Below are 26,008 nucleotides of genomic sequence, written 5' to 3'. Positions count from 1 at the left end.
TCATTTGTCAATGGTCAGGTGGTCACTGGTCAGGTGGTCAGGTGGTCACTGGTTAGGTGACTAATGACCGTTGGATAAATGATCTAACTGCATTCTCTGTTCCATTTGACGGAGGAAATACCCAGTCATCATGGCAGATGCCAACAGTCCAGCCAGATTATCCCTGTCCGTTGTGATTTGCACGTTAAAATTCTCGGATGGTAACATCCCAACAAGCCCTTGGACGTTCTGAGAAATAATTTGTTTAATTTCAGGGCTCACTGATTGGGCGACACGTGCCAAAACTTCGGGCGGCTGATGCTGCAGATACTTGAGCAACTTATTGGGATTATCCTCTAAGCCCTCATTCAGAAGTTGGCTGGGGTGTTCCTCAGGGTAGTCGTTCAAAAAGTTTGGATCAAACACCATTGGCAAATTTTTTAGCTGAGTTGCTTATTCTACTCTAAACCATACTAGAAAGGACAGCCCTCTGTCAGGAGTAAAGAGCATTAATTCTGAAGGTAGAACTCCATTGATTTAAGCTTCCGCTTGCAGTTCTAACTCTAGTTGTCTTTGCTCTTGACCGTTAGAGAATGGTTGGGGGAGTTGCTCAATTTGAAAATACTGGTGAAATTTTGAAGTAACTTGTAGAGAGTACGATCGCGACTCGCTATCTCGGCGTTTTTTCACAAAACCGAGTTCAACCAGTTCTTGGACTTGTTGATACGCGCCCGAACCGCGCAAGTTTATCAAGTCGCTTTGAAGGATTGGGCTGTGTAAGGCAATTGCTGCCAGAGTCCGCAACGCCCCTACTCCCAATTCTACTGGAATGAGAGTTTGCACCAAATCGTGAAAATCAGATCGCAGTTGCAAACTATAACCATCTGAAGTTTCTACGATTTCCAAGGCGCTATCTCTTCGGGCATATTCGTCGATCAGATCGATTATGCCTTCCTCTACTGTAGCGCGATCGCATGCGGCATACTCGGAAAGTTCGCTGATAGACAGGGGCTTACCCTTTAAATAGAGAATTGCTTCTATTTTCGTCGCTGCATTCATCGGTCAAAATTTGTTAGTCATTTAGTCATTGGTCATTAGTCATTGGTCATTAGTCATTGACAAAGGACAAACGACAAAGAACAAATAACAAGTGTTTGGGAGACTACCATAATATTTAGAACAAGTCAAGACTTTTTTACTAAGCCCGGAATATTATATCTCAATACCATTTTAGATTTTGGATTTTAGATTTTAGATTGAAAAAGCCTCACTCGAACTGGATTCTACTCAACTACATATCGCAAACATTTTTTGAATTGGTATGAGATTATCCAATTTCCTGTTATAGCTTACTTCAGCTCTCGCTCTGTCTAGTTTTAAGAATAAATTCCGCAATTGCCAAATCCTGTGGGGTTGTTAGCTTCAAATTGGTTTCTTCTCCTTGAACAATCCTGACTTCAATGCCACACCTCTCAAACAGAGCTGCATCGTCGGTGACTTCCCAACCTTGACGAACACCTTCAGCATGACACTGTTTTAATAAATTAACATCAAAACCTTGGGGAGTTTGTGCTGCCCACAGTTGCTCGCGGTTGGGAGTACTTTGAATTATGCCATTCGTGCCGACAACCTTAATGGTGTCCTTAACTGGTACGGCAGCAATCAAACCAGGGCAATGGCGAATAACTTCAGCACACCTGTTGAATAAATCTGGCGTTGCCAAACATCGAGCTCCATCATGAATCAAAACTTGTTTTGCAGAGCTTGGTAACGCTAGCAACCCATTATGAACTGATTCTTGACGGGTTGCCCCTCCTTGAATCAGTTCCACAGGCTTAGTCAGCTTTAAACTGGCAATAATCGTTTTAAAATCTTGCCAATCATGAGGCTGAGAAATAATTCCCATCCACTCAATTCGATCCGCAGCCTCTGCCGCTAGGAGAGTCCAAGCAACGATCGGACGAGACTGCACCGTCAAAAGGAGTTTATTACGGGGACTTCCCATTCTTTTTCCCGAACCTGCTGCTGGAATTAATAAATGCATGAGATTCCTCAATCTAGGGACTGGCGACTGGGAACTAGGGACTGGGAATTAGTAACATTCCTAATCCCCAATCCCCAATCCCTAATCCCTAACCCCTATATTCCCCTAAAATAAGGAGCGAATGAGCGTCAAAATATCTTATGCGAATAGTAGCCCTTGTTCCTGGCGGAATTGGCGATCAAATTCTTTTCTTTCCGACTTTAGACGATCTAAAGCGGAATTTACCGAAAGCTCAAATAGATGTCGTCGTGGAACCTCGGTCAAAGACTGCTTACCGAGTCAGTAAGTCAGTGAGTGATGTCCTGGCTTTTGATTTCAAAGACCGTAACAGTCTGGCAGATTGGGGTAACTTGGTTGGTACAATTCGCGATCGCGAATACGATATAGCTATTGCTCTCGGGCAAAGCTGGTTGGTGGGTCTTTTGCTTTGGTTGACTGGAATTCCTACTCGTGTTGGTTATCGCGGCAAAGGGTCTGTTTTTCTCACCAACCCAGTTGCTCTTAAAACAGGGCAGTATGCTGCTTATATGTACCACGATTTGTTACAAGGTTTAAATATTAAATCTCCATGCCCGGAGTTGTCAGTCAATGTCCCAAAACAAGATATTGATTGGGCAAATGCAGAACAACAACGGTTGGGAGTCAAGGAAACTGGCTACGTTTTAATTCATGGAGGTGCTAGCGAATTATCACAAGCTAAAGGTTTTGATAAAATTTACCCTGTTGAGAACTGGCTGAAAATTATTCAAGATTTCCAACAAAAACAACCCGATATGCCTGTGGTTGCGATCCGAGGTTCCGAAGACGAACAGTTTGTACGCCGTCTGAAAGAGTCTGCACCTGACATTAAAATCAGTTCTCCCGATGACATCGGCAAGCTAGCAGCTATGATTGCTGGGTCTAATTTAATGTTATGTACTGATAGTGCGCCAATGCACTTAAGTGTGGCTGTTCAGACTTATACCATTGCCTTATTTGGTTCAACAGATCCTTCTAAGCTGCTTCCTAAAAGCGAAAAGTTCCTTGCCATTAAATCTCCTACCGGGAAAATGGAGGACATTTCTCACTCAGTTATCTTAGAGAAGATTTGGGGAGGTTGAGGTTCGCTACCTAGCGAACAGAATTCACCCCTGGGTGAATTCTGTTCGCCCAAAACTTTTCAGACATTTTCTAACTAAAGGCGGATTTTATTGTCTTATATTACAAAAGAGTACGAAATTCGTATATGTTAGGCATTTAGAGAAAAAAATATTTTTCGGTAAAAGTTGGCAGAAATTAAAAATTTTAGGTAAATTTGTTTAGAGCAGCTATTTATATATGTAATCTAGCAAACATTCACTCAGCTTTTCCATATGAGTATTAGCTGTAACTTTTGCTGAATTTTTATTTTTACAGTTGGTTTACTAGGCTACATATATGTGTTCCTCAACTTCCCTATTGCTGTCAGGCTGGTGCATCGAAACAGAGTGTGACGAAAATATTCAAAGGAAAAACAAATGGCGATTCGGTTACATAGCTACGTTAGTAGTGGTAAGCGTTACATCCAAGTAGAGAGCCAACCATCACACATCACTAATATTTTTAAAAGACTCATACATTTAAAAAATGCTAGAGATGTCAAAAATGTATGTTTCGAGTGTGAGGAAGATGGCACAATAACTTTCTACGAAGCCGCCACAACTTCTGAATTGGCCCAATCGGGAATTTGGACTTATCTTGTCTATCAATGTCCGGAAGACGAAGAACAAGTCTTTCTCGATTCCTCAATTAATACAAGTGCAATCCCTCTGTTACAACTATTGACAGGACACAAACTAGTTCAAGAAACAATTAATATAAATGAGTATCTTATATATCAATCTCATCAAGATGAATACATAGAAGTACAATTACCTGAAAAGTGGAGAACTCGCAAAGGACAAGCGATCGCAAATCTAATATTGGAGGAGCAGAAAGCGTTTGAGTTATCATCGATTTTTGCAGAACGTACAGGTGTAGAATACATGAAAGCCGTTTTAGATGGCTTTATTGAAGTTGCCTACAAAATCTTAGAACGAGGTGGTACTCTCCAAGATTTTGAATTAGCTCAACACGAAGTCTTGAAAAAAATAAAGAGCGATGATATTGCAAATTTAATTCTAGAATATAACGATTATCGGATTTGGCAATCAGCATTACCTAGCCAATCCAAAGCTGTTGAATACGCTTTTCAGAAAGCACTTACTTTGATTGTTAGTGGTTAAACAGTGACCAGTTACCACTAACTACTAACAAATTCAAATAAAGTATCATCTAGCTCATAACCTAAAAGTTGAGCCATAGACTGTAAACGAGCTTTACTGGGGATACCTTGTTCTTTCAGCCAATCAGTTAGAAAAAACAGTTTGTGCATGAGAAAAATTTCTAATGCTTCAGGATTATATTGAATTCCTTCTCTCCTACTGAATTGATGCGGTACGAGCATGGCTGTGTAACGGACTAATTCTCCTGCTTTCCAATCTAGTAAAAAAGGTAACCAGGGATAGCGAGTATCCAATCGGATAAACCATAATCGAATTTCTGGAACTTCAGATAGTTCCCTCGGATCTCCTTGTTCTAGGGGGTAATTAATATCAAAGCACAACTGCTGCTCCTGAGTCGCGATCGCTCCCTCTTGCACTAGTTTTTCAATGACTGACACGGCGGGAGAGAGATTTAGGGAGTTAATACACTCGGTATTGAGTTGAATAGCGATCGTCATAATTCAGTGACAAGTGACACCTGACCAGTGACCAGTTAAGTACACTTTATACTTTACACTTCATCTTCCCTATAGTTTACAATTTAAATGCCCCTAGGGGGGATAAAGATTGTGGTATCTTAAGTAAAATAAAGTTAAGTAACAATTATTAAAAACGTTGGTTAATAATACTTTGTCATACTACGCTGCTTCTACTGCCTCAGTTCAAGCCGCACAGCAAAATAAAAATGCTGAGATTCCGTTGATGTGGAAAGTTGTCACTCAACCAGCATCCTCAGTCTTTGCGGCTGCAGTCTTTTTAGTGTCTGTACCAGTTTTTATCGAAGCCCCATTGGTACGAATGCTACCTTGGTTGAGCTTAGCTTTAACGGGTGGTTGGGTTTGGCTGAGTCTTAAATTAATGTCACGCTCCGCAACATATGTTTGGGGCGATCTGTTATTAGGGTTTAGTTGGAGTTGGCTAGCAGGCTCAATCTACTGGGGTTGGTTGCGTTGGGAACCCCTATGGCATTTGCCTGTAGAGTCTATTGGTTTACCTTTTGCCCTATGGTGTCTGAGCCGGAATTGGGGTAAAGTAGGAAACTTTTTTTACTTAGGCTCTCTATTTGGTACGGTTTTAACAGATGTATATTTTTATTTAGTAGATTTAATACCTTTTTGGCGTCAAATTATGCAGGTAGAGCCTACTGATGTATCGCTAATTCTGCAAAGTGCTGTGGCTCAGGTAAAAACTCCTTGGGGACAAGTGTGGGCGATCGCACTGGCTTTAGTTCTACTGTCTGTTGGTGTTTTGCCTTTACCTCAAAAGCAACGACATTGGTACGCTTTTAGCGGAGCTGTGTTAAGTACAATCTTGGTAGATTGCTTATTTCTGGTTGCTGCTGTTCTTGCGTAGTCACCTGACCAGTGACCAGTGACCAGTGACCAGTGACCAGGGGATGTTGCAGATCTTTACAATTAATGCGATCGAGTACTAGTATCCGCAAATCTTGTGGGTGTTAATAAGCGGTATATTAGTTTCTGATAGTGCTGTGTTGATTAAGCTATTGGCTCTGGTGTTTTTGTTCTTAGTTCTTTGCTCTCCTAAATTTGAGGCAAATAGCTCTTGACAAATAACCAATGAAGTCTCTTTGGCTTAAAGTTCTTATGTTATTGGATGGAAAGAGGTAAAAAAATCGTGAAAGGATTGGTGCGTTTATTAACTGTTTTTAGCTTGTTGTTGGGATGCTGGGGATGGTTGGGAATGCCACAAATAGCCCAAGCCGCTAGTTTTAATGGTGTTAGTTTTCATTCCACTCCAGTTTTGGCAGTAGAGGGAACTCAAAGTTTACGCAACCGCGCAGACGCTAAGCTGGCAGATGTGTATGGGAAAAGAATCGATCTGAATAATACCAACGTTCGAGCTTTCCAAAAGTATCCAGGGTTATATCCTACTCTTGCCAAGAAAATTATCAAAAATGCTCCTTATCAAAGGGTAGAGGATATTTTGAGCATCGAGGGATTGAGCGATCGCCAAAAACAAATCCTACAAGCTAATTTTGATAACTTCACTGTGACTGAGGCTGACGCTGTATTCACAGAGGGAGACGATCGCTATAACAACGGTATCTACAGATAAAAAAGGGACAGGGGACTAGGGATTGGCGACTGGGAAGTTAGTAGGGTGGGCATTCTCCACCGTTTGATAATGGTAGGCATTGCCCACTCTACTTTCTAGAGCGATGACAAATGACCCTATCTCAAGCGCCCAGACGCACTCGCGTTCGGGTTCGCCAGTTCCTGTGGTCTCGGGAGACCCTCCTACAGGACTGGACTCACTAATGACAAATGACCAATGACAAATGACCAATGACAAATGACAATTTGTGACGACTAACTCAAAGAGCGAATTTGATATTATAGTGGTCGGTGCTGGCGCTGCTGGATTATATACAGCACTTTGTATACCTGCCGATTTGAAAATAGGTTTAATTACTAAAGAAACACTGTCTCTATCAGCTAGTGATTGGGCGCAAGGAGGTATTGCTGCAGCCATCTCACCCCAAGATTCTCCTTCTTTTCACGTTGAGGATACCATGTGGGCGGGTGTGGGTTTGTGCGATCGCGAAGCTGTAGAATTTCTTGCTAACAAAGCCTCTAGCTGCATCCAATCTCTGATCGAATTAGGTGTTGCGTTCGATCGTCGTGGTAACGAACTAGCATTGACTTTGGAAGCTGCCCATTCCCACAATCGCGTTCTTCATTCTGCGGATACAACAGGTAGAGAAGTTATTACAACTCTGACAAACCAAGTTCTGCAACGCCCAAACATTCAAGTTATTCAACAAGCTTTGGCTTTGAATTTGTGGCTGGAACCCGAGACAAAACGGTGTCAGGGAATTAGTCTTTTTTATCAAGGTAGAGTGACTTGGGTGAAAGCATCTGCTGTGGTTTTAGCCACAGGTGGTGGGGGTCAGGTTTTTGCTCAAACGACAAATCCTGCTGTCAGCACGGGAGATGGGGTAGCAATGGCGTGGCGGGTTGGGGCTATTCTTCGAGATTTAGAGTTTGTCCAGTTTCATCCCACCGCCCTTACCAAACCCGGACGCTTTCTCATCAGCGAAGCTGTTCGTGGTGAAGGCGCATATCTAATCGATCGTGAAGGACGCCGTTTTGCATTTGACTATCACCCATCTGGCGAACTGGCTCCTAGAGATGTTGTCAGTCGTGCAATTTTTACTCACTTGCAACGCACTTCAGAGGATTTGGCAACGGCTAGCGTGTGGTTAGATATGCGTCCAATTCCTGCTGAAAAGATTCGCCATCGTTTCCCAAATATTATTAAGGTTTGCCAGCATTGGGGCATTGATGTTTTCTCAGAACCAGTCCCCGTTGCTCCTGCTGCTCATTATTGGATGGGTGGTATTGTCACTGATTTGGCGAACCGAACAAATATTCCAGGTTTGTTTGCTGTAGGAGAAACTGCAAGTACCGGAGTTCATGGAGCAAATCGTCTTGCTAGTAATTCCCTGTTGGAATGTATAGTGTTTGGCGCACAAATGGGTCAAGTGAAGAATGACATCAAAAAGAATGAACTTCAAGAATCCGATTTTATCCTTCACTCTTTATCCTTTACCCCTTCCAACAGTGAATGGGTGTCTCAGCAAGAATGTTTGGAAGAAGTGCGACAAAAACTGCCGCGTTTGGTATGGGAAAATGCTGGCATATGTCGGGAACAGTCTGGGATGGAGGCTGCGATCGCTACTGTTGAATCTTGGCAAAGGGAAATTGCTACTTTATCAATCAGTAAATTCTTAAAATCTTTACAGCCGACACAATCAGCTACCTTAAATTTACCGGATGTTGAGCGGCAAATACGATTGTGGGCAGAAACTAACAATCTACTGGATATTGGCTATTTAATTCTTAAAAGTGCTGCCTTTAGAACTGAAAGTCGGGGAGGACATTACCGTTGCGATTATCCTCACTCAGACCCCAGTTGGCAGGTACATACACTCGTACAGCACGATAAATGGTGGAAATCGTCGGTAATTCAGTGACCAGTGACCAGTGACCAGTGACCAGTGACCAGTGACCACTAAAATTGCTTATCTAGTTCCGCTACCGTATTTACTGTCTGGACCACCGTAATTTGGTGGTTCGTAATAATTGTTTGTGACAACTTTGTATGTAGTGTTTTCTGAAACATAGGCTTCTGAAGCATCGTCAACAAGGCGGTCTCCGACTGCCATTTCAGAGCTTTTCAGTTCGACTGTGTTAAAGGCTGCTGCTGTTTCGACAATTTTAGGCATTGTCAAATTCGACACAATTAAAATCAATGCAATGCTTGCGAGTCTTAAGCTGTTTCCCATAAGTCTCAGTAGATCCCTCTTCTGTTTGGTCTATTGAGCCTCAATTGATACTGTCAATTAGACTCAGATTTTCGACTTTATAAAAACTTATTCTTTTATAATTAGAAAGACTTAGCTCACTGACAGATGCTTGCAGTTAGCACCTGATGGTGAAGTAATTCTCATTTTTGTATTTCTTAATTAATTTTTATTACTTAAGTGCAGTTATTCACATCCTCCAAAAGGGTGACTTATAACTAAAAAGTACCACGAACAAAACTATCTAAAGTCTGATGTTGGATTTAATCGATAAAGTTAATATGTGTCTTTTACTTCTTTCACAAATTCTAATTCAGTATATTTACACAAATTCATAACGATTTTTTCCAAGAAGCTTGGCACGATACATGGCAGTGTCTGCTTGTCCGATTAGTGTTTCACTATCGTGACTGTCATTAGGGTAAATACTGATACCTATACTGGCAGAAATTGTGGTGATATGACCTTCCAAGACAATTGGCTCGGTGAGAATTGCCAAAATCTTTTCAGCAACTCTTGCTGTAGCCTGGACTTTTGGGATGGCTCGTACAATAACCGTAAATTCATCTCCTCCCAAACGAGCAACAGTATCGCCACTGCGTAGGGTGTTGTTTAACCGTTGGGCTACAGTCACTAAAAGACGATCGCCCATGTCATGTCCCAAGGTATCGTTGATTTGCTTAAAACCATCTAGATCGATAAAGAGCAGCCCCAGTAATAAGTTGTTGTTTCGCGCCCATTCTAAAGATTCCTGAAGCTGTTCGAGAAAAAACTTGCGATTTGGCAGACCAGTAAGAGGGTCGTGATATGCCATGTAACGCAAACTGTCTTCTTTCACTTTTAATTCTTGGTTGATACGGAATAATTCTGTAGCAGACCGTCGCAATTCTTCTTCGATGAGTTTGCGCTTGGTAATGTCTCGAATCACTCCTACCAAAAAGAAATTACCAGCCGCATCTTTGTGAAGAGAGCGTTTAGTAGCAATGGTATGGGTATTTCCACTGGCATCTGTAAATTCTTCTTCGCTTTCTTGAGGTTTCTGATTTTGAAAGATTAACTCATCTGAGGCTCGAAAAACATCAGCTTCATGTTTGGGGAAAAAGTCATAGTCAGACTTTTCTAATAATGCTTCTTTGGGATGACCAATAAATTTACAGTATGCTTCGTTGAGGACAATCCACTGATGTTTTTCATTTTTGACGAAAATCGGGTCTGGTATCGTGTTGATGACTTGATGCAAAAACTCTTTAGAACGTTTTAACTCTTCTTGACGATGTGCCATCTGATAAGTCATGGCAGTAGCAGAACCACATAAAGCGAACAATCCAGGTACTATTGGTATCCACCAACCAAAAAACAATGCAAGATCGGCAGTGCCTGTCAGTACAATTGCTGATAATAGAATCATTAAGAAACTTATACTTGTACGTTGCATTCGCTGTTTAGTGAGGATGCCAACGTAAGCGCAAGCGAAAATCCACGCATATTCTACAAAGTCAGTCCAAACTTTGAGTAAAGGTCGGCGATCGAGTGCTGCCGAAAGTAACTCGCTGATAAAATAAGCTTGCAGTTCAACACCTGCAACTGGTTTTGCCGTACCTATCAAACGGCTAGAGTAAGGAATTAAAGCCGAATCTGGGACGCTAGCTGCTGTGGAACCAATCAGTACAATGCGGTCTTTGAATAAACTTTCTGACACGTTCTTGTTTAAGACATCACGCATTGATACTGTTGGAAAATGACAATCATATTCTTTTGAATTTTTGCATTTAGCTTTGGGAAAGTTTGATATAATTTGGTAGCCGCGATCGTCTGCCCCTACGTACCCGCCATCGTGAGACTGAAAACGGTTAAATACTGCATTGCCCAACTGCAAAGACTTACCGTCACTGTCCGCTTTTTTGGGAGTAATACCTTCAGGCTTTAAGTAGAGTAAAGCAAGTTTTAAGGAAAAACTTACGTGTGGTACATCTTTAATGTGCCAGTATAAAATATTACGACGGACTTTTCCATCCGCATCATATAAGACGTTATTAAAACCTACTTTGTCCTGCTGATGGAGTATTAGAGGGGGTGCAACGCTAGTATTTTTATCATCATTTGACAAGAGTTCGATGCCAACTAGATTTGATATCGATCTAAACGTATTGAGTAATTCTTGATGACCTGGTTCTACAGGTAAATCGCGGTAAATATCCAAGCCAATAGCTCGAGGTCGGTGTTGTTGTATTTTTTGTATGAGTTCGGCAAGATCGCGATCCGGAATTGGCCACGAATCAGCTTCTCGTAGAGAAGCTTCATCAATCGCTACAATCGTAATGCGCTCTGGTAATGATTCAGAGGGGCGCAACTGAAAAAAATAGTCTAATGCTGTCCATTCTGAGGATTGCAAGAATCCAAGGGAGCGTAACAATAAAATAAACGCTGTCACGCTGATGGCTGTTAACGATTTTTTGCCTGCCTTGTAAAGTCTTTTTTTTACCGCTAATACAGACTTGAGTAGATGTTCGCTTACCTGCTTGTCCATTACTATCACTAATGAATTATGAATTATAAATTATGAATTATATCCTTCATAATTCATCATTCATAACTCATAATTCATCATTTATCCTTTCAGCTACTTTTGAAAAGCTTGGGGAAAGTTTTTAAAATTTCGAGGACCTTTGTAACCAGAAATTTGAGCTAATTTCTCTAACGGTTGTACGTTGGGATAAAGCTTTCCGTTGATTTGCCAAGTCGGAAAACCCTGAATCCCCGCTGCTTGGCATAAATCCGGACGGGGATTTTTTTGCCCTTGGGGATCGCATTCTATGGCGTTAATTTCCTTGTACGCTTCTTTACCAAAGAGTTGCTTCTGTTCGTGACAGTGGGGACACCACCAAGCTACGTATTCCTTGGTTCCAACTTTAGCCAGGTGACGTGCTAATTGAATTTCTGCTTCCCCAGAAGTGGTGGTAATATCCCAACCAACACCAGGTTTTGGTTGACCTGTTGGCGATATCGTGGGAGTATTTGAATTAGCGTTAGCTACAGGGTTGTTGACATTAGCGTAAACACCCAAGGTTCCAATTAAGGTCACCATGCCAACTACAATGGCGGTGAAGAAAATTTGCCCGATGTCTTCCCAGTTACGACCGATGAGGGTCAGAACTAACATACTAATAGAAAACAATGCCGAAGCGAGGCAGTAAATACAAACTGCTTGGATTTTGAAAAACAGCAGGTACATTAAGTAGCCACTGAAAATAGACATTGCGATCGCACCAGCCAACAATAGCAACCAAGTTGTGCTTTCTAGTTTGGTACGGATATCTTTCTTCTGTGCTGGAGCGAATGCAAGTGGTGCTAGAGCACAAGTCGCCATACCAGCATAAGCAATGAAGCCAAACAAGGCGAGGGGTAGACCAAATACTGTAGCGTACTCGCTTGACAGAACTAAATCGCAACTTTTGGTGGGACAGGCAGTACTTCCTTGTGTAAATTTTACGACAGTCAAATAAGCTGTTATTATTGCACCAAGAATTGCGATCGCTCCTATGAGTACGCGCGACCATCTGTGAATCCAGGGAGTAGAACGGCGGCGATTCATAAAATGTAATTACATAGGGACTAGGGACTAGGGACTGGGTATTGGGAATTTAGGTGAGACAATTGTTCTATGAATTACTGCCCATTCCCTAGTAGCCAATCCCCAATCCCTTATCTGAAATAGATTTAGATTCTCCTTTGGAGTTCCAGCCTTTGCGTGCGGCTTCCACAAACTGACTCACCCGATTTGGGTCTATAGGTTGTTCGCGGCGACCGTGGCGTTTGAGAGAACTGGAAACAATGACACCATCTGCTGCCTGTAACAGTGTAGCAATATTTTCCCACGAAGCTCCACTGCCTATGAATACGGGGGTTTCATTGGCAACTGCACTAGCTACTTCTAAATCTTTTAAATTAGTCGGGCTACCCGTAGACCAGCCGGACAAAATGACAGCATCCGCCAAACCACGTTCAATCGTATCCTCAACAGCAGTGGTGAGATTCACCGCACTTAATGGATTGGCGTGTTTGACTAGCACATCGGCGAAAATTTTGACATCGCTACCTAACTCCCGCCGATAGCGTAGGAGTTGATAAGCGTCTCCTTCAATGATACCTTGATCGGTTGCCATGACGCCTGTTAGCACGTTCACGCGAATAAACTGGGCTTTTACACAAGTGGCGATCGCCATTGCACTTCTGCCGTCATTCCGTAAAACATTAATACCTACAGGTATGGTAACCATATTTTGTATTCGCTGTGTCACCACAGTCATAGCACTTACGACTGCCGGATCTACCTGATGTTTCGTAAATGGAGCATCAAAAAAGTTTTCCACAATGATACCGTCAACCCCTCCACTTGCCAGAGCGGTTGCTTCTTGTTCGGCTCGGTCGATCGCGGCTTTGAGGCTACCGCCCCAACGGGGTGAAGTCGGTAACGGTAGTAAGTGAACTACGCCAATAATCGGTGTTCGGGTTTTAAATAGCTGATATAAGTCCACGTTCTTAACCTTAATCAGTGACCAGTAATCAGTGACCACCTGACCAGTGACCAGTGACCAGTAATCAGTGACCACCTGACCAGTAACCAGTGACCAGTGAGCAGTAACCAGTAACCGGCTGAGAGTTAACTAGTCTCTGAAACTAATCATTAGCTATTATTACCATTGACCATCGACCGTTGACTATTAACTGCTTGCGAATTCACCAAATTCTTTTTCCCCATTCACTGATTCCTGGTCACTGGTCATTGGTCAGGTGGTCACTGGTCATTGGTCACTGATTCCTGGTCAGGTGGTCACTGACCTATTCCCTTAAAAAAAAATAATATTTCTTCTGTCAGAAGATGTAACTTAGCGTTAAACGTTCTCTAAGATATGTTAAGATGACAGTTATATACAGAGGAGTTTGCCACTCAGCAAAGGCGAGGTATATTCCCCTTAGGGAAGTGTCTGCTTGTCAAAATTGCAGGCTGAACCTCAACACATGAGGTCGCATTACCGTTATAATGGCGTAGTTATGCGCTGTTTCCTTTGGGTAGCGACTTCTCGAAATAAGCCACACCTACTTGGTTGCGGCGAGATCGAGCAAATCAATTGTCGTTCTCATCAAAATCGTAGTAGAGGGCGGCTCCCCAACAGGTAAACTATTTATAGGCGCGTTGCGGTAATGTAAAATACCAGAGGGCATTTGTTAAGGAAGATTGAGCGATATTGTCAAAATTTTCTAAAGACTGTTTGTTTTTTTCCGGAAAACAGTTTCTCGAAGATATCATAGCATGAACTTCCAGTTTTTAGGTCATTGCTCCTGTTAGGTAGGCATGACCGAACAGGTTGTTGCGTGTAATGACTTAATAGAAAGGCAAGTGTCAGAGAATCAGAAGCTGGCACTCGCTTGAAAAAACTAACGATATAGAAGGAAAACCTCAAGGCTCTTTTATGATATGGGTGATAAGCCAACAATAGCCATTTCTCACCTAGGATGCGAGAAAAATAGAATTGACACAGAACATATGCTAGGACTGCTTGTAGAAGCAGGATACAGCGTAGATACTAATGAAGAGTTAGCAGAATACGTTATAGTTAATACGTGTAGTTTTATTGAAGCAGCAAGAGAAGAATCTGTCAGAACTCTAGTAGAATTGGCAGAAGCAGATAAAAAAATCGTTATCACAGGCTGTATGGCGCAACATTTCCAAGGACAGTTATTGGAAGAGTTGCCAGAAGCCGTAGCAGTCGTGGGAACGGGAGATTATCATAAGATAGTCGATGTGATTCAGAAAGTAGAACAAGGTCATCGGGTTAAGTTCGTAAGCGAACAACCGACCTATATTGCTGATGAAACAACACCCCGTTACCGTACCACAACTGAGGGCGTAGCTTATTTACGAGTTGCGGAAGGATGCGATTATCGCTGCGCGTTTTGCATTATTCCTCATCTACGTGGAAACCAACGTTCTCGATCTATAGAATCAATAGTTACCGAGGCTGAGCAATTAGCCAGTCAAGGGGTACAGGAAATTATATTGATTTCCCAAATTACCACCAATTACGGTACAGATATTTATGGCAAGCCGAAGTTAGCCGAACTACTTCGTGCTTTGGGGAAGGTTGATGTTCCATGGATACGCATGCACTATGCTTATCCTACTGGTCTCACTCCCGATGTGATAGCGGTAATTAAACAAAACAATAATGTCTTACCCTACCTGGATTTACCTTTACAACACTCCCATCCAGAAATTCTCCGTGCCATGAATCGTCCTTGGCAAGGAAGAGTAAATGATGCGATTATTGAACGTATCAAGGATGAACTGCCGGAAGCTGTGCTGCGAACAACGTTTATCGTTGGGTTTCCAGGTGAAAGTGATGAGCATTTTGAGCATCTGTTGCAATTCGTCAAACGCCATGAATTCGATCATGTAGGTGTCTTTACTTTTTCGCCAGAGGAAGGAACATCCGCTTACAACTTACCAAATCAGATTTCTCAAGAAGTCATGGATGAGCGACGAAACGCGGTGATGGAACTTCAGCAGCCAATTTCTCTCAAGAAAAATCAGCAAGAAATTGGCAAAGTCGTAGACGTTCTGATTGAGCAAGAACATCCTCAAACAGGAGAATTAGCGGGTCGTTCTGGTAGATTTGCACCGGAAGTCGATGGACAGGTGTTTGTTAAAGGAAATGCCCGGTTAGGGTCAATCGTACCAGTGACTATCCAAAATGCTGATGCTTATGACCTTTATGGTCAAATTGTCAATAACTAAGTTGTCATTTGTCCTTCGTCCTTTGTCATTTGTCCTTTGTTCTAATACAAATGATTAATGACTAATGACTAAAGACCAATGACCAATGACCAATAACTAATGACAAATAACTAAAAAGTAGGAGAATTAATGAACCTTTCGTTTCTAGATTTAGGGCTTTCCACTGAGCGCATTGAGCAGTTAGAAAAATTGGGTTTTACCGCACCAACTAACATTCAAGCACAAGCAATTCCACATCTTTTGTCGGGTCGTGATGTTGTCGGTCAATCCCAAACAGGTACGGGAAAAACGGCTGCATTTTCACTACCGATTCTAGAAAGAATTGATATCAGTCAAAAAGCAGTGCAAGCTCTGATTTTGACTCCAACTCGTGAATTGGCAATTCAGGTTCACGATGCTGTGAGTGAATTTATTGGCACTCAAGGATTGAAAGCTCTAGCTATCTATGGAGGTCAATCTATTGACCGTCAAATTTTACAGCTCAAGCGTGGTGTTCATATTGTTGTGGGAACCCCAGGTCGAGTTATAGATTTGCTGGAAAGAGGATGCCTGAAACTTGATAGAGTTAAGTGGATGGTGTTGGATGAAGCTGATGAAATGTTGAGCATGGGCTTTATCGATGATGTGGAAAAAATTCTGTCCCAAGCTCCAGAAGAACGTCAAACAGCTTTGTTCTCAGCAACAATGCCGCCATCAATCCGTCAACTGGTAAATAGATTTTTGAATTCTCCAGTGACAATAACTGTTGAACAACCTAAAGCTGCTCCTAATAAAATTAATCAGGTGGCTTATGTAGTTCCTCGTCACTGGACAAAAGCAAAAGCTTTACAACCAATTCTGGAAATGGAAGATCCAGAAACAGCTTTGATTTTTGTTCGCACTAGACGTACTGCAGCCGAGCTGACTAACCAACTTCAGTCAGCAGGTCATAGTGTAGATGAATATCATGGCGATTTGTCCCAGCAAGCACGGGAACGGTTGTTAACGAGATTCCGCAATCGTCAAGTCCGTTGGGTGGTAGCAACAGATATTGCTGCACGAGGTTTGGACGTTGACCAGTTGTCTCACGTCATCAACTTCGATTTACCTGATAGCGTAGAAACTTACGTCCACAGAATTGGTCGTACAGGACGTGCAGGAAAAGAAGGAACAGCGATTACTTTAGTGCAGCCTTTTGAACGTCGCAAGCAACAACTGTTTGAACGTCACATCAAGCAAAATTGGCAAGTTCTCTCAATTCCAACACGGGCGCAAATTGAAGCAAAACAGTTAGATAAACTGCAAGTTCAAGTACGGGAAGCATTAGCAGGCGAGCGTTTGGCATCATTCTTGCCAATTGTCAATGAGTTGAGCGAAAAATACGATCCTCAAGCGATCGCAGCAGCTGCATTACAAATCACCTACGATCAAACTCGTCCTGCTTGGTTGCAAACCGAAGATGTTTCAGAAGAAGATCTCGTACCTCCAACTCCCAAACCCAGATTGCGGTCAAATCGTAGTGGGGATCGCGATCGGCATCGTTCTTCCTGGACAGAAGGTGGTAACCAAGATGGAGACAGACGGACTCCCAAACCCAAACTTCGGACAGGTGGTAGCGGGCGTCGCGAATCTTCCAATCGCGAATCCTCCGGGCTGCCAAAGAAATTAGGTTCTAGCGCAGCTACCAGAGAATCAGCTTCATAGATTATTAGTGGTTAGTGGTTAGTAGTTGGTAGGACAACTAACCACTAACAACTAACAACTAACCAAGTCATCAATTTCAGCCCAAGCGTCAACGCTCTATATTTGTTGGGCTGCTTTTGCATTTGTACTAAAGACTTTCAAATAAAAAATTCAAATAAAAATCTGTTAACATTTTCTTGTCCTGCTAACATTTTCTTGTTCTGCTAACATTTCCTTGTCCTGCTAACATTTCCTTGTCCTGCTAACATTTCCTTGTCCTGCTAACATTTCCTTGTCCTGCTAACATTTCTTGTGGTGCGGGCATCCTGCCCGCAAGAAACGGGCGAGACGCCCGTTCCACAAGAGTTATGAATTATGAAATATACACTTCTTATTGTTTACCAGTTATCTTTTTCCAAAAGCTATACAATTGACTGCTGATTTGTGGGTACTTAATCATATTTTTCAGAAAGTCTTACCCCATGCTCGGCATATATTTCAAAACCTCGGTAAACAACAGCAGGTACTCCCTCAGCGTGCAATCTGTCCTCTGTGTCTAAATGAATTGCTGAAGGTTTGGGAGTGACAACAGCCAAATCTTTGAAACACCACCAAAAGCCACAATGTTTAGCTTCGATAATGTCTGTCCATACTGGACTGTAGTTGTCACCAAAACGCTTCAACAGTGCTTCAGCAACGATTTCTTGTGTAGCATCTAAAATCGAAGAAATGCTTGTTAATTGTTCGCCGATTGTATAAAAATATCCAAATTGTAAGTCTTCCAGAACAGCAGGATCGACAAGTTTCTCGCTCGCAGCATTTAAAGCTTTCTTAAACTTCAGTACTGGGTAGTAAAAAAAACGTCCTACAAAATTTTTATTTAAAACTATCCAAGAAACTGCTACTAGTGGATTATCAAACCAGATAATATGTTGGGGCGGTTCTAGTTCGGCAGATTCATAGGCTAACACGATGGCAGTTTCCGCTTGTTGTTTATCTGTAGGTGAAGTGTCCAAAGCAATTCTTATCCATTCATTTTGGATAATCGACATTAGGGCTTGTTGTTCGTGGCTAAGCTGTTTCTTTCCTTGGGACATAAATACATAGAGATAAAGAAAGAAATATTGTTTTCTTTCGTAGTACTAATATACTATGAAAGAAGGGATAAAAATCAACGTTGAGAATTTTGAAACCCTCGTCTTACAGGTTTTGCCTGTACAGTCAGGAGATTCTATCTGATACGGAAAGTCAACTCTCAATTTTAGGGTACTTATGAGGCAAGTCATTAAGCAGCTCAAAAAGCGATGCAAGCTCGATCTATACCATGCTGGTATAGGGTATCAGCTTTGGAGGTTAGATCGGTCAGAGTATGAAAAGTTAAGAGACAATAGCCTCCCAATAGCAGATGATTTTCGCTTCTATCTGGAGCTTTATCTTAGCGATCGCAAGCGAGATGATAGACTCAATTTAGCTGAAACATTCGTCATTTTAGAATGGATTTTTGGAGAGAGTAGTAGTTTATTTGATGACTGGAAAGGGTCTTTCTGTTTTCCTGTATTACTTGTAGTTAAGAAAGAGATAGGACGTCTATATTACTTAATCAATCTTTATGACCGGAGAGGTTCTGTTTATTTTAGTCTTTATAGAATCATAGAAAATAGTATATATGGTTATGAAACTCAAAGATTGCGAGAACCGTTTGAATTAGAGTTTTCTCGTCAAGAAATTAATTGCTTTTTAAATTACTTTTATAGTTATATAACTGAATATTTTCAAACTATGAAAGATATTATTTCACCTCAAAACTTTGTTAAAAAAATTGATTCTAATTTAATTTTATACGGTTATAAAAATGGAGAATACTTTGAGGATCAATACGATTCTGGAGATTCCTACCAAGAAGCTATTAGGATTTTTGAAGAAGTCGATGGAATTTTGTTAAAAAAAGCAGATGTTGATGCAATTTTACAAGAAATCACCAGTGAATCTATTGAGAGATAAGTTAATTGTTTAACTTGCAGCTTGTCTAATCTAATTTTATAGAAGGATTTCAGAGCGTATTTAGAGCTAACTTATAAATTCATTCTAGCGATTCCCACATTTGTAAGGTACAGTAAGAAAGAATGAATCGCAGCCTGTAGCAGATGGATTCAGATAAATTTATATCTCAACAGACTAAGAAATGCTATAGTTCGTAGTTGTGCTATCTTTTAAGGATGTCGTAACTACAAAGTTAATATTAGTATTATCCTCTATTTACTTAAATTATTATATAATTACAAGACTTAAGATTTTGATAAATAATTTCTAAATTTAATCTACAGTATTAGCGTAAAATGCGATCGTAAGCGGGCTTTACCCACAAGTTTTAGGTAGAATATTGTCTTGCTGTCAATTAATTATATATGATAATGAAATCACAGAATAGTCAATTTTTAGTAGCCTTAATAGGAAGTTGTTTATTCCTTAGTTCTTCTAATTTACTAGCTAAAGAAACTTCTCAACAACTCAACTTAAATCAAAGATTGTTAGCGCAATCGGATAGCAATCTTGATGTCAGTAAATATTTACAAAACAATAAGCCTGGAAGTTACAACTTTCTCAAAAATAAATTAAATGAAGCTATTGAAAATGCAAAAAGACCAGATCGAGAAAAAGTGGTTAATAACCTTTGGGAATTATCAATCAATAATTCTAGAATTAAGACAAGAATAAACAATGGTAAACTAGAGTTTCTTATGGCAAGTTGGAAATATGTCAAAAACCCAAATGAGGATTGGAAGCCCGGTTTAAAACAAATAAATAATCAGACTTGGTTAACAGTATCCAATCAAGTTAAAGAATTTTGTAATACCTGTAAAGGTTTAGGTATAAATATTCCTGGAAATATTATGCTTTCGCTGAGATTGCAACAGTATTTAGGATTGATTTTAAATAAAAACTCTAATAAAACACATTTTGTAGAAATGTGGGTCAAAGCTGAAGATTTAAGCAGACCTTGTATCGATCCAGAAATCAATGACTCTAGTTGTCAAGTATTACCTGTCCCCGTACCCGATAGTCATTCTAACTTACAAAAGATATATAAAAATTCTTATGAAGGTAATGGCGATCGTTATCCTTGGACGGGTTTGGGTTACACCTATGATTGGGGGAATCCTCAAAAACCTCACGTAGGGGCTAGTGAATTCCTCATTAATCCAGAACCCGGAAAATCGGTAGAAGTAGAACTGGTTTCTGTAACACCTACGCAAGAATACTGTAATAATCAGTATTTGCGATAGGTTGGTAAAACCCAATAAGTTTCATTTTGAGCCACACTCCTAGCCAGAAGCTAGGAGTTGGCGTTAACTTTTCGCCCTGACTCGCGTGTTGCTTTTTCTAACTTTTACGCACGCGCCACTTCTTATAACCAAATAGAGACATTACCAGTGAGAGTACCAACAGAGGTGTTAACGTTGATGACTCAGGTATCTTTACCGGTGGTTTAGTGGGAGGAGTTCCGGGTGGCTGTTCTCCTGGTGGAGTTACCGGAGGAGTTCCGGGTGGTTGTTCTCCTGGTGGAGTTACCGGAGGAGTTCCGGGTGGTTGTTCTCCTGGTGGAGTTACCGGAGGAGTTCCGGGTGGTTGTTCTCCTGGTGGAGTTACCGGAGGAGTTCCGGGTGGCTGTTCTCCTGGTGGAGTCACTGGAGGAGTTCCGGGTGGCTGTTCTCCTGGTGGAGTCACTGGAGGAGTTCCGGGTGGCTGTTCTCCTGGTGGAGTTACGGGTGGTACATTTTGTGCTCTTGAGGAATTATCATCATCTCCACCACCACCACCAAAGGCAAAAGGTAAAACTGCTAGGGGAATAGCACCAAGTACCCAAAAGGGGAATCCAGCCCCACGACTAGCACCCCCTGGAACTGTCTGGGATACAGCGCTGTCTTCAAGTAAAAAAGGAGGAACTAGGCTAGAAGATTCTCCAACTGGTAAATCTGCTGGTACAGCAGCAAGAAAAGAGTCTGGTTGTAGATCGATCCCGGTTATTGCAGCATACTCTTCAGGAATACCAAGCGGAGGACGGTTGTACTCTGCATTACTATTGTTGAACGGCAGTGACAGTACCTCAAGAACGTCGCTTTGGAGTTGTGCTTGATTGCCACTCTTTAATGAACGCGCTCCTTCAGAAAACTGACCTGCATAAAATTGTTTAACTTCTGACGGGAGATTTAAAGCCTGGATTTGTTGTCGAACATTGGGAATTTTTGCAGCTTCTTCTAGTAGCAAACGTCCGTAGGAGTATTTTAGATCGAGCAATCCGTCGCGCAAGCTTTCGGAGGCTCCACTTCTCTCTGGCGACCAGTAGAAGTTTTTCGTCACCTGTCCCAAACCTTGCACGGGTGTTCTACTAACTGGCTGTCCTAGAGTATATCTATATCCATCTAAAATATTTGGGTCGTCGTTTGCCCAAAATGAGGATAAAGGTACTAACGAAAGATTGGGGTTATTGCCGTAGAAAGCGGCAAAATTCTGATAGTTTGCTTGCCCACCTGCTGCACGGATAATTAACTCTTGGTAAGTTGGACCGTTATTGGATTCTACTATTTGTTGGAGTATTGTTGCAGACTTATCACAGCCCGCACCAAAGCCTACACTACAGGCGGGGATACCGCGCAGTTGGGTTAAATCCCGCCCGGACAATTGGTATTGAAGATAATTTGGCTCTAACCCTGGTTGGATTCCATAACGCCCTATATTCAGTTGCGCTAATACTTGCTGTGGTGCAGTAATCAGCGCTGCCGTATAAGACATAAACGCAATTGTAGTTTTTACTATACGGGATTTAAACAAACTCAACCTCCACTCTTCCTTAGTCTGGTTTGCGATTTTTATATGGTTTTAACGAACAAAACTCGGTGCGTAGGTGTTATGACGTAGGAGACGCAACTAAGTTCTGCGGTGCGTTAATATTTATGGTTATTCCCGTACCTTGGAGGTCTCCTCCTGTTACAGGATGGTATAAAACGAGTCCACGACTTGGTTGATCGAACAGATAACCTCGTCTGGAAGGCTGTACTTTACCTTGCTCAACTAAGGAAACAAAGGATGATAAGTATCTTTGTATACTTTGTTGATTTTGTGTATTTGCTTTTGTATGATTCTGGATGAGCTTCATAAACAAATCAACGGTACGCTCGCCTTGTTCTTGGATCGGCGTCCCTTGGTCTAGAAAAGATGTTGCTACCAGCGCTCCATTGATTTGTTGTACTTTGAAAAGGGTATAGTAGCGCCCTGGTTTTTGTTTGTCATTGGCATAACATACCCAAGCTCCCTCTGCATTTTGCACAAAACCTTGCTGTGCTAAGTAGGAAAGTGGAGAATTTTTCTGCTGATTTGATGCTGGAGGTAACAAACCCTCAACAGTGTTATACGAGCAAATCTGTTGCACATTTGTACTATTTGTATTCTGCTGTTGGGGACTTGTAGTATTTGTATTGGTGGGCTTAGTTGGAGTTGCAGGTAATGGTGCAGTATTTGTATTGGTGGGCTTGGTTGGAGTTGCAGGTAATGGTGTAGTATTTGTATTGGTGGGCTTGGTTGGAGTTACAGGTAATGGTGTAGTATTTGTATTGGTGGGCTTAGTTGGAGTTGTAGGTAATGGTGTATCCTGTGCGTTACTGACAGCAGACATAACAGTCCACGCAGATACGGAGAGAGCACATACACTTAATAAATGAGCGAGTGTATTCATAAGATTTACGTTTCTATACTTGGCAAACAAACTGGGGCAGATGGGTAGACGTGCCCGTTTTGAAAGAGTTGATTTTCCTCTGTTGAGATATCAAGTCAGAGGTTTGCGCGAGCTAGTTCTTGTATTGACAAAAAGCTAGCTTACGACTTAATATGTTTAACGGGTTTATGCGATCGCCCAACCTAGCCATAGGATTTTAGAAATCCACCAGGTAAAATTTTCCTAAATCGTTCGTTGTTTTTGTTGTCCTGTTGGTACGGGTTTGTTGCTTAAATTATTTTTTACACAACGTTTTTTAAAATTAACCTCCCATGAGAATTAGGCTTTGCCAAAGGGTGTAAAGTAGATGCACTCTGCTTTATGCCTGCTTCATAATGGGTGGGAGAAGGCACTTTAGTTTTATAGCTCGAAGGCTGAATTAGCTTGAGCTTTGTCTTATTTTTAACAGTTCAGCAGGCAATGTTCTTCCTACTTAGGGGCGATTGCGATCGAAATCTTAAGTATGAGTTAAGTATGACTTAACCCATATTTAGTAGAGTCACCGTTCTAGCCTACACTCATTAGTCTGAATATTAGCTTTACAGTAACTTACTGGTTCTCAGAGTGTTGTTTTTACAAAATTCTTACATACTCATCATACATCAGTCCGAAAATATATGCTGATTCATTATTTGTCTGTAACAATCCTTGTTATGAAATCTTGGCATAAGGTTGGGGATTAGGGATTGGGCATTGAAAATTTACCCTTCTAGGTATTGGGATTACTGTCTTTAGGTAATATCGGCAAGGACGTACATAGGCAGAGAGGTCAAAAACTTGATGCAATACTGCATTCAGGGAGCGAATGCCACCACCAATAGAAGTATTTAGTGAACCCTTAATCGCGAGATCGTATTCCCGAACAGTTCAGCAGGCAATGTTCTTCCTACTTAGGGGCGATCGCGATCGAAACCTTAAGTATGAGTTAAGTCACACTTAACTCATATTAGTAGAGTTACCGTTCTAGTCCATGTTAGGGAATCTTGGCATGAGATTGGGGATTAGGGATTGGGGATCGACCATCGAGTACTTACTCCCTTCGATCTCTAAAATTACCGATCTTTGTAGGGTGGGTACTGCCTACCAAAGAGCAAATGGTGAGCAGTACCCACCCTAAGTGTTTAGGTAATCATAAGAGCACGCCCAGGGAGTAGTTATCTCCCCTGCACCCCTACATTACCTGTACTGCACCTCCATGTTTCCTATGTCTCCCTCCCTTACCCTACCCCCATTACCCAAATTACTCTTGTTCTAAAGAATCTTCAGCGTCCTCTTCACTAAGAGCCTCTGAATTTTCATTGTCTTGAAGCTTCATTGCACCAAAGGAGTAATCCACTGCAACCTTGACGATATCAAAGTAAGCAGGTCGATTCTTTTCATCAATAACTGCTAAACCAAGAGAACCTAACACCAAAATAATTAGAATAGAAGGGAGTGCGCCAAAAGATAATACATTTAAGGCGCTGTGTTTGTGTTTTGTCATGATTTAAATGTTGAGTTGTGACAATTTCTTGGCTGACTAGCATTCAGCCAAAAAAGCGATCTTTTGTGTTTTTTAGTAACCTTTGATTGAGTACCAATCAATCAGAGGTTATTTAGTTCCTTTCTGGTCTTCTGAACAGGGATTGGGATTGCTGTCCCTAGGTGTATCGACAAGAAGAGCGTACACAGGTATATAAGTCGAAAGCTTAACGCCATGCTACGTTAAGAGAACGAATACTATCGCCAAAACATTTTTAATAACCTCCCACAAGAATTAGGCTTTACCTACAGGCAAAGGTAGATACACTCTGCTTAATGACTGCTTCAAAGTGGGTGGAGAGAAGGCATTTTACATAGCCCGATCGTTCGTTAGCTCGCTCCGCAGCCGATATAGAACGGGCGAGGACGCCCGTTCCACAAGATAGATAATTTATTTGTTGGAAATGCCTTAACTCACTCAGCAGAGTCACTGCCGTAGCCTACACTCATCGATTTGAGTATTAACCTCATAGTAGTTTACTAACCTTCAGAGTGTTGTTTTTATTAAAAGCTTACACATTCATCATACATCAGTCCGAAAATATATGCTGATTCACTATTTGTCTGTAACAATCCTTGTTATGAAATCTTGGCATAAGGTTGGGGATTAGGGATTGGGCATTGAGAATTTACCCTCCTAGGTACTGGGATTACTGTCCCTAGGTAATATTGGCAAGGGCGTACATAGGCATAGAGGTCAAAAACTTGATGCAACACTGCATTCAGGGAGCGAATGCCACCACCAATAGGAGTAGTTAGTGAACCCTTAATCGCGACAGCGTATTCCCGAACAGTTCAGCAGGCAATGTTCTTCCTACTTAGGGGCGATCGCGAGCGAAACCTTAAGTATGAGTTAAGTGTGACTTAACTCATATTAGTAGAGTTACCGTTCTAGACTCCACGTTAGGGAATCTTGGCATGAGATTGGGGATTAGGGATTGGGCATTGGGCATTGGGCATTAGTAATATTTATTAGTAGATCTCCCTTGTGTCTCCTATGTCTCCTTCCCTCGCCTTACCGTCACTACCTACTTTCAACTTAGAACAGACACTACAGTCTGTAGAACAAATCAAGAATACAACATCACAAACAGTTCAAACTGCTATATCTTCGTCTCTAAATAACTGGTTTGAGCAACACCCAATACTATCGAGGATAGTACAACTTCTTGATGTAGCGGCTCATCATCCAATTATCAGTGTAATTCTCCTGCTTTTCACTGTTTCCATACTCTCTAGTTTTGTCAAAGCTATCAGTAAGTTTATTGAAACTGTATGTCTGTCACTTTTACAACTCCCATGGAGAGGGCTTCAGCTTCTCGTCAAAATGGGACTTCAATCGTTTGGCAAAATTAGGGCTTCGGGTGCAAAACAAATGACAAGTACTCAAATGAGTCACTATACACCATCTTTACTACCTGAAAAGGCTAAACCAGTTTTCCAGGATAAGCAGCAAAGATTATCAGATATTTCCATTCGCTTAGAGGAAATTCAAAAAGAACAGAACAAGCTTTTACAGGAAGTCGCGGAAATTTTGGGAATCAGTGACCAGTGACCAGTGACCAGTGACCAGTGACCGGTGACCAGTAACTAGTAAGCAATTCAAAATCTAAAAAGTTCCCGTCTT

Annotated in this window: 25 protein-coding genes and 2 pseudogenes; 11 read left to right on the top strand and 16 right to left on the bottom strand. The window is 41.5% G+C overall.

Translation table 11 applies throughout. The features are described 5' to 3' along the window. Window positions 1-60 precede the first annotated feature (60 nt). The 3 genes from ACKTT2_RS37095 to ispD form a co-directional block, all read right to left on the bottom strand. Window positions 61-408: a DUF760 domain-containing protein gene (locus ACKTT2_RS37095; RefSeq protein WP_017746814.1), complete on the bottom strand. Its 348-nt coding sequence runs from the start codon at window positions 406-408 to the stop codon at window positions 61-63. Between the two features lie 108 nt (window positions 409-516). Further along, window positions 517-1,038 carry an SMC-Scp complex subunit ScpB gene (scpB, locus tag ACKTT2_RS37090; RefSeq protein ID WP_407895979.1) on the bottom strand — a complete coding sequence of 174 codons (522 nt, stop codon included), beginning with the start codon at window positions 1,036-1,038 and terminating at the stop codon, window positions 517-519. Between the two features lie 295 nt (window positions 1,039-1,333). Then, window positions 1,334-2,023: a 2-C-methyl-D-erythritol 4-phosphate cytidylyltransferase gene (gene ispD / locus ACKTT2_RS37085; RefSeq protein ID WP_407895978.1), complete on the bottom strand. Its 690-nt coding sequence runs from the start codon at window positions 2,021-2,023 to the stop codon at window positions 1,334-1,336. Window positions 2,024-2,163: 140 nt separating this feature from the next. Here ispD and ACKTT2_RS37080 point away from each other — a divergent pair, with 140 nt between their 5' ends. Beyond that, window positions 2,164-3,123, top strand: coding sequence for a glycosyltransferase family 9 protein (locus ACKTT2_RS37080; protein ID WP_407895977.1), 960 nt, complete (start codon window positions 2,164-2,166; stop codon window positions 3,121-3,123). Between the two features lie 396 nt (window positions 3,124-3,519). Next, window positions 3,520-4,266 carry a hypothetical protein gene (locus ACKTT2_RS37075; protein WP_407895976.1) on the top strand — a complete coding sequence of 249 codons (747 nt, stop codon included), beginning with the start codon at window positions 3,520-3,522 and terminating at the stop codon, window positions 4,264-4,266. A 17-nt stretch (window positions 4,267-4,283) separates the two neighbouring features. On the opposite strand, the gene ACKTT2_RS37070 is transcribed toward ACKTT2_RS37075, so the two are convergent. Then, the gene (locus ACKTT2_RS37070) at window positions 4,284-4,763 is read right to left on the bottom strand and encodes a CRR6 family NdhI maturation factor (protein ID WP_407895975.1); all 480 of its coding nucleotides are present in this window, start codon (window positions 4,761-4,763) and stop codon (window positions 4,284-4,286) included. Window positions 4,764-5,007: 244 nt separating this feature from the next. On the opposite strand from ACKTT2_RS37070, the gene ACKTT2_RS37065 reads away from it, so the two are divergent. Both ACKTT2_RS37065 and psbU read left to right on the top strand, forming a co-directional pair. Continuing rightward, window positions 5,008-5,658 carry a DUF3120 domain-containing protein gene (locus tag ACKTT2_RS37065; RefSeq protein ID WP_407895993.1) on the top strand — a complete coding sequence of 217 codons (651 nt, stop codon included), beginning with the start codon at window positions 5,008-5,010 and terminating at the stop codon, window positions 5,656-5,658. A gap of 261 nt (window positions 5,659-5,919) precedes the next feature. Further along, window positions 5,920-6,381: a photosystem II complex extrinsic protein PsbU gene (gene psbU / locus ACKTT2_RS37060; RefSeq protein WP_407895974.1), complete on the top strand. Its 462-nt coding sequence runs from the start codon at window positions 5,920-5,922 to the stop codon at window positions 6,379-6,381. A gap of 15 nt (window positions 6,382-6,396) precedes the next feature. Here psbU and ACKTT2_RS37055 read toward each other — a convergent pair whose 3' ends face one another. After that, window positions 6,397-6,618 (bottom strand): hypothetical protein, encoded by a 222-nt coding sequence (locus ACKTT2_RS37055; protein WP_407895973.1) that lies wholly within the window; start codon window positions 6,616-6,618, stop codon window positions 6,397-6,399. A 10-nt stretch (window positions 6,619-6,628) separates the two neighbouring features. On the opposite strand from ACKTT2_RS37055, the gene nadB reads away from it, so the two are divergent. Then, window positions 6,629-8,302: an L-aspartate oxidase gene (gene nadB / locus ACKTT2_RS37050; protein ID WP_407895972.1), complete on the top strand. Its 1,674-nt coding sequence runs from the start codon at window positions 6,629-6,631 to the stop codon at window positions 8,300-8,302. 48 nt (window positions 8,303-8,350) lie between these two features. Here nadB and ACKTT2_RS37045 read toward each other — a convergent pair whose 3' ends face one another. From ACKTT2_RS37045 to btpA, 4 genes are all read right to left on the bottom strand, one after another. Continuing rightward, entirely contained in the window at window positions 8,351-8,554 is a 204-nt protein-coding gene (locus ACKTT2_RS37045; RefSeq protein WP_407895971.1) for a hypothetical protein, read from the bottom strand. 400 nt (window positions 8,555-8,954) lie between these two features. Then, entirely contained in the window at window positions 8,955-11,159 is a 2,205-nt protein-coding gene (locus ACKTT2_RS37040; RefSeq protein WP_407895970.1) for a CHASE2 domain-containing protein, read from the bottom strand. 93 nt (window positions 11,160-11,252) lie between these two features. Then, window positions 11,253-12,224 carry a vitamin K epoxide reductase family protein gene (locus ACKTT2_RS37035; protein ID WP_407895969.1) on the bottom strand — a complete coding sequence of 324 codons (972 nt, stop codon included), beginning with the start codon at window positions 12,222-12,224 and terminating at the stop codon, window positions 11,253-11,255. Window positions 12,225-12,312: 88 nt separating this feature from the next. Next, window positions 12,313-13,167, bottom strand: coding sequence for a photosystem I biogenesis protein BtpA (gene btpA, locus ACKTT2_RS37030; protein WP_407895968.1), 855 nt, complete (start codon window positions 13,165-13,167; stop codon window positions 12,313-12,315). Window positions 13,168-14,108: 941 nt separating this feature from the next. Between btpA and rimO the strand changes: the two genes are divergently transcribed. Both rimO and ACKTT2_RS37020 read left to right on the top strand, forming a co-directional pair. Then, the gene (rimO, locus tag ACKTT2_RS37025) at window positions 14,109-15,428 is read left to right on the top strand and encodes a 30S ribosomal protein S12 methylthiotransferase RimO (RefSeq protein ID WP_407895967.1); all 1,320 of its coding nucleotides are present in this window, start codon (window positions 14,109-14,111) and stop codon (window positions 15,426-15,428) included. A gap of 129 nt (window positions 15,429-15,557) precedes the next feature. After that, the gene (locus ACKTT2_RS37020) at window positions 15,558-17,111 is read left to right on the top strand and encodes a DEAD/DEAH box helicase (RefSeq protein ID WP_407895966.1); all 1,554 of its coding nucleotides are present in this window, start codon (window positions 15,558-15,560) and stop codon (window positions 17,109-17,111) included. A gap of 431 nt (window positions 17,112-17,542) precedes the next feature. Here the strand turns inward: ACKTT2_RS37020 and ACKTT2_RS37015 are convergent, their stop codons facing one another. Next, window positions 17,543-18,187 (bottom strand): DUF6745 domain-containing protein, encoded by a 645-nt coding sequence (locus ACKTT2_RS37015; RefSeq protein ID WP_407895965.1) that lies wholly within the window; start codon window positions 18,185-18,187, stop codon window positions 17,543-17,545. Window positions 18,188-18,362: 175 nt separating this feature from the next. Here ACKTT2_RS37015 and ACKTT2_RS37010 point away from each other — a divergent pair, with 175 nt between their 5' ends. Further along, the gene (locus tag ACKTT2_RS37010; protein WP_407895964.1) at window positions 18,363-19,091 is read left to right on the top strand and encodes a hypothetical protein; all 729 of its coding nucleotides are present in this window, start codon (window positions 18,363-18,365) and stop codon (window positions 19,089-19,091) included. Between the two features lie 410 nt (window positions 19,092-19,501). Further along, the gene (locus ACKTT2_RS37005) at window positions 19,502-20,374 is read left to right on the top strand and encodes a hypothetical protein (RefSeq protein ID WP_407895963.1); all 873 of its coding nucleotides are present in this window, start codon (window positions 19,502-19,504) and stop codon (window positions 20,372-20,374) included. Window positions 20,375-20,471: 97 nt separating this feature from the next. Here the strand turns inward: ACKTT2_RS37005 and ACKTT2_RS37000 are convergent, their stop codons facing one another. The 6 genes and pseudogenes from ACKTT2_RS37000 to ACKTT2_RS36975 form a co-directional block, all read right to left on the bottom strand. Beyond that, window positions 20,472-21,881 (bottom strand): hypothetical protein, encoded by a 1,410-nt coding sequence (locus tag ACKTT2_RS37000; protein ID WP_407895962.1) that lies wholly within the window; start codon window positions 21,879-21,881, stop codon window positions 20,472-20,474. Window positions 21,882-21,996: 115 nt separating this feature from the next. After that, window positions 21,997-22,821, bottom strand: a complete 825-nt coding sequence (locus tag ACKTT2_RS36995) for a hypothetical protein (RefSeq protein WP_407895961.1) — start codon at window positions 22,819-22,821, stop codon at window positions 21,997-21,999. Between the two features lie 756 nt (window positions 22,822-23,577). After that, window positions 23,578-23,724, bottom strand: a pseudogene (locus ACKTT2_RS36990) (NADP-dependent isocitrate dehydrogenase); the annotation flags it as partial. Between the two features lie 376 nt (window positions 23,725-24,100). Next, the gene (locus ACKTT2_RS36985) at window positions 24,101-24,343 is read right to left on the bottom strand and encodes a hypothetical protein (protein ID WP_407895960.1); all 243 of its coding nucleotides are present in this window, start codon (window positions 24,341-24,343) and stop codon (window positions 24,101-24,103) included. A 280-nt stretch (window positions 24,344-24,623) separates the two neighbouring features. After that, window positions 24,624-24,812 carry a hypothetical protein gene (locus tag ACKTT2_RS36980; RefSeq protein ID WP_407895959.1) on the bottom strand — a complete coding sequence of 63 codons (189 nt, stop codon included), beginning with the start codon at window positions 24,810-24,812 and terminating at the stop codon, window positions 24,624-24,626. A 214-nt stretch (window positions 24,813-25,026) separates the two neighbouring features. Further along, window positions 25,027-25,173, bottom strand: a pseudogene (locus tag ACKTT2_RS36975) (NADP-dependent isocitrate dehydrogenase); the annotation flags it as partial. Here ACKTT2_RS36975 and ACKTT2_RS36970 point away from each other — a divergent pair. Both ACKTT2_RS36970 and ACKTT2_RS36965 read left to right on the top strand, forming a co-directional pair. Continuing rightward, on the top strand, window positions 25,115-25,249 hold the full coding sequence (locus tag ACKTT2_RS36970) for a hypothetical protein (RefSeq protein ID WP_407895958.1): 135 nt from the start codon (window positions 25,115-25,117) through the stop codon (window positions 25,247-25,249). The pseudogene ACKTT2_RS36975 and the gene ACKTT2_RS36970 overlap by 59 nt on opposite strands. A 129-nt stretch (window positions 25,250-25,378) precedes the next feature. Further along, the gene (locus tag ACKTT2_RS36965) at window positions 25,379-25,936 is read left to right on the top strand and encodes a hypothetical protein (protein WP_407895957.1); all 558 of its coding nucleotides are present in this window, start codon (window positions 25,379-25,381) and stop codon (window positions 25,934-25,936) included. The last annotated feature ends 72 nt before the right edge of the window (window positions 25,937-26,008 follow it).

The organism is Scytonema hankhaensis NUACC26 (genome assembly GCF_045865695.1).
Taxonomy (GTDB): domain Bacteria; phylum Cyanobacteriota; class Cyanobacteriia; order Cyanobacteriales; family Nostocaceae; genus Scytonema.
The sequence above is the reverse complement of the archived record's forward strand: the minus strand, read 5'-3'. Positions and strand labels throughout refer to the sequence as shown.